General features: G+C 49.2%; 1 tRNA gene. It reads right to left on the reverse strand.

Annotated features, from left to right (window positions below):
- Positions 1 to 5 precede the first annotated feature (5 nt).
- Positions 6 to 81: transfer RNA gene (locus EXT48_RS23600), tRNA-Glu, on the reverse strand.
- Between the last annotated feature and the right edge of the window lie 177 nt (positions 82 to 258).

Below are 258 nucleotides of genomic sequence, written 5' to 3' on the forward strand. Positions count from 1 at the left end.
GTAAGTGGCGTCCCCTAGGGGATTCGAACCCCTGTTACCGCCGTGAAAGGGCGGTGTCCTAGGCCTCTAGACGAAGGGGACGCAGAAATTGTTTTGCAAATCATCGATTTGCTATTTCTGTGTTAGATGAGACCGAGCCTGCGAGGCGAATGGCCCTATCAAAAACAGAAAGTTTTCTGTGTCACTAGGACTTTATTTAGCTGTTTATCCTCTTGCTAACCGAGTTACCTACCAAAGTAAGTGGCGTCCCCTAGGGGA

Source organism: Pseudoalteromonas sp. CO348, assembly GCF_004208845.1.
GTDB lineage: Bacteria > Pseudomonadota > Gammaproteobacteria > Enterobacterales > Alteromonadaceae > Pseudoalteromonas > Pseudoalteromonas maricaloris.